2 protein-coding genes are annotated in these 10,455 nt (G+C 73.5%); both read left to right on the top strand.

What is annotated here, in order from left to right; translation table 11 throughout:
- Positions 1-3,008: SDR family NAD(P)-dependent oxidoreductase (locus AB0C36_RS41305; protein WP_358364499.1), on the top strand; the 3,008-nt coding region annotated here is incomplete at its 5' end.
- Positions 3,009-3,039: 31 nt separating this feature from the next.
- Positions 3,040-10,455, top strand: a 7,416-nt coding sequence (locus AB0C36_RS41300; protein WP_358364497.1) for a type I polyketide synthase, incomplete at its 3' end; no start/stop codon positions are given.

Raw genomic sequence — 10,455 nt, 5'->3', positions numbered from 1 at the left:
TGGTGGCGTTGCGCAGCCGGGCGATCCTGGAACTGTCCGGGCTGGGCGGCGGCATGGCCTCGGTTGCGGAGCCCGAGGACCGCGTCCAGGAGCGCGTCGCGGCGTACGACGGCCGGATCTCCGTGGCGGCGGTCAACAGTCCCGGGCAGACCGTCGTCTCCGGCCCGTCCGACGACCTTGCGGCGCTGGTTGCCGAGGTGACGGACGAGGGAGGCCGGGCCCGGTTGATCCCGGTGGACTACGCGTCCCACTCCGCGCAGGTGGACCGGATCCGGGAGCGGATCACCACCGACCTCTCGGGCATCGAACCGTCGTCGGGACGCGTCCCGTTCTGGTCCACGGTCACGGGCGAGCGGCTGGAGACCGCGTCGCTCGACGCGGCCTACTGGGCCACCAACCTGCGCGAGACCGTGCGCTTCGCCGAGACGACCCGCGGCCTCGCCGTCTCCGGGCACAACGTCTTCCTGGAGATCAGTCCGCATCCCGTGCTCACCGCGGCGATCGAGGAGACCCTCGACGACACCGAAGGGGCACCCGATCACCGGGTCGTCGTCGGCACCCTGCGGCGCGACCAAGGCAACCTGCGCCGCCTCACCGCGTCGCTGGCCGAGGCGTGGGTCCGCGGCGTCGAGGTCGACTGGGCCGCGGCGTTCGCCGAGTACCGACCGATCCCGGTCGAACTGCCCACGTACGCCTTCCAGCGCCGCCGCTATTGGCTGGAGCCGTCGGCCACGGCGGGGCAGCCGTCCACCGCGGTGGCTGTCGACACCGCGTTCTGGGAGCTGGTCGAGGGCGGTGACGCCTCGGGACTGTCCGAAGTCCTCGGCGCCGACCGTGACTTGACGCGGTCCTTGGGGGACGTGCTTCCGGCGTTGTCCTCGTGGTGGGACCGCAGGCGTACCGGTGCGGCCGTGGACGCCTGGCGGCACCGCGTCGTCTGGCGCCCGGTCTCCGCACCTGACGCCCCGGTCCGGCTCACCGGCACATGGCTCCTGGTCGTCCCGGAGGACACCGGGTCCGCCGACGCCGACCGGTGGTACGACTACTTCACCCGCGAACTGACCTCCGCCGGGGCACGCGTCGTGCCGGTCCGGGTCGGTCGCGACAGCGCGGACCGGTCGCGGCTGCGCGGCCTGATCGCCGGCGCGCGGGCGGAGGCGCCGGTCACCGGCGTGCTGTCGTTCCTCGCGCTCGGTGCCGGGCAGGCGGACGGCCACGACGCCGTCCCGTGGGGTGCGGCCGCCACGCTGGCACTGACCCAGGTCCTCGACGACATCGGCTCGACCGCACGCCTGTGGCTGGCCACCGACGGCGCGGTGACCGCGGCGCCGGGCGATGCCGTACGTGCCCCCGAGCAGTCTCAGGTGTGGGGGTTCGGCGGCGTGGTCCCTGCGGAATTCCCGGACACATGGGGCGGGTTGATCGACCTTCCGGCAACCGGCCCCGACGCGCTGCGGCGCGGCTCGGGGGGATCCGCCCCGGACCGCCTCCTCGCGGTGCTGTCCGGAGCGTCCGGCGAGTTCGAAGTGGCGCTGCGTCCCGACGGACCGCGTGCCCGGCGGCTCGTGCGCGCGCCGCTGACCGCCGCCGCACCCGCGGAGACGTACAAGCCGTCCGGCACGGTTCTGATCACCGGAGGCACCGGTGCGCTCGGCGGCCACGTCGCGCGGTGGCTCGCCTCGCGCGGTGCCGAACACCTGTTGCTGGTCAGCCGATCCGGTGCCGAAGCCCCGGGGGCCGCCGAACTGGCCGCGGAGGTTCGGGCGCTCGGCACCGAAGTGTCGTACGCCGCCTGCGATGTGGGCGACCGCGAGGCGCTCGTGTCCGTGCTGGCGGCCGTTCCGGCCGAATACCCGCTGACGGCGGTCTTCCATGCCGCGGCGATCCTCGACGACGCGGTCATCGGCGATCTGACGGTCGCACAGATGCAGCACGCGCTGCGTGTCAAGGTCGGCGGCGCCGAGCACCTGCACGAGCTGACCCGCGACCTGGACCTGTCGGCCTTCGTGTTGTTCTCGTCGGTGGCGGGCATCTGCGCCGCCGCCGGGCAGGGCAACTACGCGCCCGGGAACGCGTATCTCGACGCGCTCGCCTCACGCCGCCGGGCGGCCGGGTTGGCGGCCACGTCGATCTCGTGGGGGCACTGGGCCGGAGGCGGCATCGCGTCGCCGGAGATCGAGGAGCGGCTCGGTCGCCAGGGGTTGACCATGCTCGACCCCGCACGTGCGGTCGAGGCGCTCGGACACATCCTCGACCACGGGGAGAGCCACCTCGCGGTCTGCGACATCGACTGGGACGTCCTGTTCCGCGACCGCCCCAAGGCACTCGTCTCCGAGATCCTGCGCGGCGATCCGGGGGCCGACGGGCCGGCCGAGGGCGGACACGGTGACCGCGCCGCCGGCCGCCCCGACACCGAAGAGCCCGGCGTGCGCCTGGCCGCCGCGCTGGGCGGACTCGACGAGCAGGGTCGGGTCCGGCACCTCGTCCGGCTCGTCCGCGGGCTGGCGGCCGTCGTCCAGGGCCACGAATCGGCGGACGCGGTCGACGTCGCGAAGCCCTTCCGCGACCAGGGGTTCGACTCGCTCACCGCGGTCGAACTGCGCAACCGGCTTATCGCCGAGACCGGGCAGCGGCTGCCCGCGACGCTGATCTTCGACCACCCGACCCCGAACGCCCTCGCCAGACACCTGAGCGGCCGACTCGTCCCCGAAGCCGATCCCGGGGGTGCCGCCACCGCGACCGCGGTCGACGCCGAACTCGACCGCCTGGAGACGCTGTTCGCCGGCCTGTCGGAGCACGCCGACGGTTACGCGCGTACGGCGGCACGATTGGCGGACCTCGCGGCCCGCTGGAACGAACGGGCCGCGGCCGCAGGCGCATCCGCTCCCGATTCCGAGCCGGGCGGCGCGGACCCGGCCCCGGGAGACGCGTCGTTCGCCGACGAGATCTCCGCGGCCGGCGACGACGAGCTGATCGCGCTCATCGGCAAGCAGTTCGGCATTTCCTGACGCCACGGCGAGAACAGGGCGGAACCACACCATGAACGACAGCCAGATACGCCACCTCCTCAAGCGGCTGACCGTGGAACTCCACGAGACCCGCGAGCAGTTGCGGGAAGCCGAGAACACGTCGCCGGAACCGGTGGCCATCGTCGCGGCCGCATGCCGCCTCCCCGGCGGCGCCACGTCGCCGGAGGCGCTGTGGCGGATCGTCGCGGACGGCGCCGAGACCATCGGCCCCTTCCCCGAGGACCGGGGATGGGACGTCGACGACTTGTACGATCCCGATCCGGACAAGCCAGGGCGGTCCACCACCCGCAGCGGCTCCTTCCTGCCCGACATCGCCGGGTTCGACAACGACTTCTTCGGCATCGCGCCCCGTGAGGCACTCGCCACCGACCCGCAGCACCGCCTGCTCCTGGAGACGGCGTGGGAGCTGTTCGAACGCGCGGGCATCGACGCGACCGGCCTCGCCGGCAGCCGCACCGGCGTGTTCGCCGGCACCAACGGGCAGGACTACGCGGCCCGGCTGCGCGAGATCCCCGACGAGGTCGGCGGGTACATCGGCAACGGTAACGCGGCGAGCGTCGCGTCCGGGCGCATCGCGTACAGCTTCGGCTTCGAGGGCCCGGCCGTGACGGTCGACACCGCGTGCTCGTCCTCGCTGGTTGCGCTGCATCTCGCGGCGCACTCGCTGCGCACCGGGGAATGTGATCTGGCCCTCGCCGGCGGCGTCACGCTGATGGCCTCGCCGCTGGGCTTCGTCGAGTTCTCCCGGCAGCGCGGGTTGTCCGCCGACGGCCGCTGCAAGGCCTTCGCCGGAGCGGCGGACGGCACGGGCTGGTCGGAAGGCGTGGGCCTGGTGCTGGTCGAGCGCCTCGCCGACGCCCGCCGCAACGGCCACCGCATCCTCGCGGTGCTGCGCGGCAGCGCGGTCAATCAGGACGGCGCATCGAACGGACTCACCGCGCCGAACGGCCCGTCGCAGGAGCGCGTCATCCGCGAGGCGCTGCGCAACGCGCGCCTGACCGCCGCGGACGTGGACGCGGTGGAGGCCCACGGGACCGGCACCACCCTGGGTGATCCCATCGAGGCCCAGGCGCTCCTGGCGACGTACGGCCAGGGCCGCCCCGAGGACAGGCCGCTGTGGATCGGCTCGTCGAAGTCGAACATCGGCCACACCCAGGCGGCGGCCGGAATCGTCGGCGTGATCAAGATGATCGAGGCGATGCGCCACGGGGTGCTCCCGAAGACGCTGCACGTCGACGAGCCCACTCCGTACGTGGACTGGACGGCTGGGAACGTACGCGTGCTCACCGAGGCGCTGCCCTGGCCGGACACCGGCCGTCCGCGCCGCGCGGGGATCTCCGCGTTCGGCGCGAGCGGCACCAACGCGCACATCATCCTCGAACGCCCGGAGGACGTGAGGGAAGAGGACGACCGTCCCGCGCCGGCAGACGGGACAGGTGACGTCGCGGCGTTCGGCACCGCGCCCGGACCGGTCCCGTGGGTGCTGTCGGCGAAGACCCCGGCCGCCTTGCGCGCGCAGGCCGAGCGGTTGGCGGCACACGTGCGTACGGCATCGGCGGGATCGGGCGGGTCGGCGGTGGTCCTGGACCCCGAGTCCCCCCTCGACGCCGAGTCCTCCCTCCACACCGCGTACTCGCTCGCCACCACCCGCGCGGCCCTTGCCGAGCGCGCGGTCGTCGTCGCCGACGACACCGCCGCGTTCCTCGCCGGGTTGGATGCGCTCGCCCGGGGTGAGGCGCCTGGTCCGGAGGTCGTGCGCGGAAGTGCGGCGGCGGAGGGGCTGGCCTTTCTCTTCACCGGACAGGGCAGCCAACACCTCGGCATGGGACGGGAACTCCACGCCCGCTACCCCGTGTTCGCGGCCGCATTCGACACCGTGGCCGAGGCGTTGGACCGCAACCTGGCCGGGCACGTCCCCCATGCGCTGCGCGAGATCGTCTTCGCCGAACCGGGCGACGACTTCGCGGCCGGGCAACTCGACCGTACGATCTACGCGCAGCCGGCCCTGTTCGCACTCGGGACAGCCCTCTACCGGCTCTTCGAATCCTGGGGGGTACGCCCGGACTTCGTCACCGGCCACTCGCTCGGCGAACTCACCGCGGCGCACGTCTCCGGCGTGCTCGACGTGGCCGACGCCGCGGCACTGGTCGCGGCTCGCGCCCGGCTCATGCAGGCGATGCCGACCACCGGCGCGATGATCGCGGTGCAGGCCACCGAGTCCGAGGTCGCTGCCGCGCTGGCCGGTCGCGAGGACAGGGTGGGCATCGCGGCCGTCAACGGGCCGAACGCGATCGTGGTGTCCGGCGACACGGACGCCGCACTCAAGGTCGCGGCACACTTCACCGCGCTGGGCCGCAAGACCAGGCGCCTGCGCGTCAGCCACGCGTTCCACTCGCCGCTCATGGACGGCATGCTCGACGAGTTCCGCGGCGTCGCCGCCGGACTCGCCTACGGTGCCCCGGCCATCCCGGTCGTCTCCAACCTCACCGGCCGTGTCGTCGAGGGACACGAACTCGCCGACCCGGAACACTGGGTCGCACACGTCCGCAACGCCGTGCGCTTCCACGACGTCGTCACGCACCTGGCCGGGGAGGGCGTACGCACCTACCTCGAACTCGGCCCCGAGGGCATCCTCACCGCGATGGCGCAGGACTCGCTCGCGACCACGGACAACCACGAACCGCCTCTGTTCGCAGCCGCATTGCGCCGCGATCGTGCCGAGGCCGCGACGGTGCTCCAAGCGCTCGGCGCAGCCCACGCGCAGGGCGCCGTCGTCGACTGGCACGAGTTCTACCGGCCGTTCGCGCCGCGCCCGGTCGAACTGCCCACGTACGCCTTCCAGCCCCGGCGCTTCTGGATCGACCAGCCCGCGACGGGCGGCGCCGATCCCGCAGGACTGGGTCTGGCAGCAGCCGGGCACCCGCTCTTCGGCGCGGCCGTGCACGTCGCACACACCGAGGGCACCGACGAGGCGACGTCCGGCGGCGCGGGCAGCGTCCTGCTGACCGGACGCCTTTCGGCGCGCACACACCCCTGGCTCGCGGACCACGTCGTCATGGGCTCGGTCCTCGTGCCGGGAACCGCCTTCGTCGAGGCCGCGATCCGGGCGGGCGACGAGGTCGGACTCGACACCGTCGACGAACTCGTGATCGAGGCACCACTCGTGCTCGACGAGCGCGCCGCGGCACACCTCCAGGTCGTGGTCGGCGCCACCGAGCCCGGCAGGACCCCGGCGCGCCGTCCCGTCGCGGTCTACGCCCGAGCGGAGGAAGCGGCGGCGGACAACCCGTGGAACCGGCACGCCGCCGGTTACCTGGTCGCTTCCGCCCCGGCGACGCCCGGCGGCACCACGGAGACGCCCGGCGGCGCGGACGAGGCTCGCGACGTGCTCGGCGGCGCCGACTGGCCACCCGCGGGAGCGGTTCCGGTCGACGTGTCCGACGCCTACGAGGCCCTTGCCCGCGCCGGAATCGCCTACGGTCCGGCCTTCCGCGGGCTGCGCGCCGCGTGGCGGCGCGGCGACGAGATCTTCGCCGACGCCGTGCTCCCGGAGGCGGAACGCGAGGCAGCGGGCCGCTACGGCCTGCACCCGGCGCTGCTGGACGCGGCGTTCCACGCGGCCACGTACCAATCGCTCGCCACCACCGACGAGGGCACCAACCGCCTGCCCTTCGTATGGAACGGCGTGCGGCTGCACGCCACCGGCGCCACCGCACTGCGCATACGCATGGTGATGACCGGCGTGGGAGACCTGGTCTTCGACGCCGCCGACGACACCGGCGCGCCGGTCGTGTCCATCTCCGCGCTCGCCACCCGGCCCGCGACGGCCGAGCAGGTCGCCGGGGCGCGCGGCACCGATCACGACGCGCTGTTCGTGCCGACCTGGGTCCCGGCGACCGGCACCGGAGGCCAGGCCGACAGTCGCATGTGGGCCGTGCTCGGCGAGGATCCATGGGGCGCGGGCAAGGCTTTGGGCGCGACGGTCGTCCCGCCGTCGGACCGATCCGGTCATCCCGGTCAACTGGATCAGCTCGGTCAGCTCCGTCAGCTCCGTCAGCTCGGTCAGCTGGACCTCGGCGACGGCGAGATCCCGGTGCACGTGGTCGGCGGACCGATCGATCCGGCCGACACCGCGGCCGCCGCCCACCGCGAGACGACGCGGGCGCTCGCGACGCTTCAGGCCTGGCTTGCCCGCCCGGACAATCCGGACGGCCCCCGGCTGGTCGTCCTGTCGCGTGGCGCGGTGGCCGCCGCCCCGGGCGACGTTCCCGACCCGGCGGGCGCGGCCGTCTGGGGCCTGGTCCGCAGCGCGCAGAGCGAGCAGCCCGGCCGTATCGTGCTCCTCGACGTCGACGCGGACTTCTCCACCGGTGGCCGGGACCCCCGGCGGACGCCGGGCCGGACCGCGCTGAGTGCGGCGTACGATGCCGCCCTCGCCGCCGACGAAGGCCAACTGGCCTGGCGTGAGGGGACCTTGCTCGTCCCCAGGCTCGCGCGACCTACTCCCGCCCCGGACGCCCACGAACCCGCCGACAGTTGGGATCCGGACGGAACCGTGCTCGTCACCGGCGGCCTTGGAGCTCTTGGCACCCACTTGGCGCGGCACCTGGTGGCCGAACGCGGCGTACGGCACCTGATCCTCACCGGTCGCCGCGGTCTCGACACTCCGGGAGCCCATGAACTCGTGCAGGAGCTGGTCGAGTTCGGCGCGCACGTGGTCGTCGCGGCGGTCGATGCCGCCGATCGCGAGGCCCTGGCCCGAACTCTGGATGCCATCCCGTCCGAACACCCGCTCACTGCGGTCGTGCACGCGGCCGGCGTCATCGACGACGGTGTCACCGCGTCGCTCACACCCGAGCGCATTGCGTCAGTGCTCCGTCCGAAAGCGGACGCCGCGTGGCACCTCCACGACCTGACGCGCCATCACCGGCTTTCGGCGTTCGTGCTGTTCTCGTCCGTCGCGGCCGTGATGGGCGGAGCCGGGCAGGGGAACTACGCCGCGGCCAACACGTTCCTCGACGCCCTGGCCGAGCGGCGCCGCGCGGCCGGACTGCCTGCCGTGTCGCTCGCCTGGGGGATGTGGGAGGAGGCGGGCGGCATGACCGCCCACCTGACCGGAGCCGACCGGGCCCGCGCCGCCCGTGCCGGGATACGGGCCCTCGGCACTCGGGAAGGCCTGCGGCTGTTCGACGCGCTCACCGGTGGTCCCGTCGCGCCCGGAGCATCCGGCTACCGGGCCGCCACCTCGGCTGTGTTCGTTCCCGCACCCCTCGACCTCGCCGGCTTGCGGGGCAGGGCCGCCACGACCGGTGAACCCGTGCCGTCCCTTCTCCGTGGCCTCGTCCCCCCGCGGCGGCGGACGGCAGCCGCCGCCGCGGGCGCTCCGACGGCCACCGGGGGGCTCGCGGCGCGACTCGCGCCGCTGGACGCCGCCGGGCGCGACGCGGAGGTTCTCGACCTGGTCACCGCGGCGGTGGCGGGTGTGCTCGGTGCGGAGCCGGATGCCGTCGGTCCCCGGCGTGCTTTCAGCGACATGGGGATGGACTCGCTCACGGCCGTCGAACTGCGCAACCGGCTCAACGCGGCGACCGGCCTGCGGCTGCCCGCGACTTCGGTCTTCGACTATCCGACCCCGAGCGCGCTTGCCGGCCATCTTCGCGACGAACTCGTGGGCAGTGCGGGCAGTGCGGGGAGTGCGGGCGGCGTGGACCGTGCGGCGGTGGCGAACGCGACGGAGAAGATCCCCGCGGTCGGGGGCGCGGTGGCCGACGACCCCGTCGTCATCGTGGGCATGGCCTGCCGCCTTCCCGGCGGCGTCGCGTCGCCCGCCGATCTGTGGAACCTCGTCGCGTCGGGCACCGACGCCGTCGGCCCGTTCCCCGACGACCGGGGCTGGCACGTCGACGACCTCTTCGACGAAGACCCGTTGGCGCCCGGCAAGTCCTACACGCGGCACGGCGGCTTCCTGTACGACGCCGCCGACTTCGACGCCGGGTTCTTCGAGATCTCGCCGCGCGAGGCACTTGCCACCGACCCGCAGCACCGCCTGCTGCTGGAGACCACATGGGAGGTCTTCGAGCGCGCGGGCATCGACCCGACCGTGCTGCGGGGCAGCCGGACCGGGGTCTTCGCGGGTGTCATGTACCACCACTACGCCCCGCAGCCGGCGGACGTACCCGCCGGCCTCGAGGGTTATGTGGGCAACGGCTCGGCGGGCAGCGTGGCTTCGGGCCGCATCTCCTACTCGTTCGGGTTCGAGGGGCCGGCCGTCACGGTCGACACGGCCTGCTCGTCCTCCCTGGTGACGCTGCACCTGGCGGCGCAGTCCCTGCGTACGGGCGAGAGCGACCTCGCCCTCGCCGGCGGCGTCGCGGTCATGGCCTCGCCCGGCGCGTTCACCGAGTTCTCCCGGCAGCGCGGCCTGGCCGTGGACGGCCGCTGCAAGGCCTTCGCGGGCGCCGCCGACGGGGTCGGCTGGGCCGAGGGCGTCGGGATGCTCCTCCTGGAGCGTTTGTCGGATGCGGTACGCAACGGGCACAAGGTGCTTGCGGTGGTGCGGGGTTCGGCGGTGAACCAGGACGGTGCGTCGAACGGTCTGACGGCGCCGAACGGTCCGTCGCAGCAGCGGGTGATCCGTCAGGCGCTGGCGAATGCCGGTCTGACGGCGGCCGACGTGGACGTGGTGGAGGCGCACGGCACCGGGACGCGCTTGGGCGATCCGATCGAGGCGCAGGCGTTGTTGGCGACATACGGGCAGGGGCGGCCGGACGATCGGCCTTTGTGGCTGGGGTCGTTGAAGTCGAACATCGGGCATGCGCAGGCCGCCGCGGGGGTGGCGGGTGTGATCAAGATGGTCGAGGCGCTGCGGCACGGGGTCCTTCCCAAGACCCTGCACGTCGACGAGCCCACTCCGCATGTGGATTGGTCGGCGGGGCGCGTGGAGCTTCTCACCGACACACGGGAATGGCCCGAGACCGGGCGCCCGCGCCGAGCCGCGGTCTCCTCCTTCGGGGTGAGCGGCACCAACGCCCACGTCATCCTCGAACACTTTGAGGCGACACCGGTCGAGGACGACGAACCGCAGTCGGACGCGTCCACGGCGGCAGTGCCGTGGATCGTCACGGCCAAGCGCGCGGCGGCCCTGCGCCCGCAGGCGCAACGCCTGCTCGACCTGGTCACCGCTGACGGTGCCGTCGCTCTGCACCCCGTCGACGTCGGGCATTCGCTGGTCTCCACCCGTGCGCTGTTCGACGAACGCGCCGTGGTGGTAGGGGATTTCGCCGGGTTGCGCGACGGCTTGGCGGCGCTGGCGGCGGGTGAGCCGTCTGCTGGTGTCGTGACGGGGTCGGCGGGTCCGGTGGGGAAGACGGTGTTCGTGTTCCCGGGGCAGGGGTCGCAGTGGGCGGGTATGGCTGGTGAGTTGCTC

Origin of the sequence: Streptodolium elevatio (assembly GCF_040649515.1) — a bacterium.
In the GTDB taxonomy this organism is placed as follows: domain Bacteria; phylum Actinomycetota; class Actinomycetes; order Streptomycetales; family Streptomycetaceae; genus Yinghuangia; species Yinghuangia elevatio.
The sequence above is the reverse complement of the archived record's forward strand: the minus strand, read 5'-3'. Positions and strand labels throughout refer to the sequence as shown.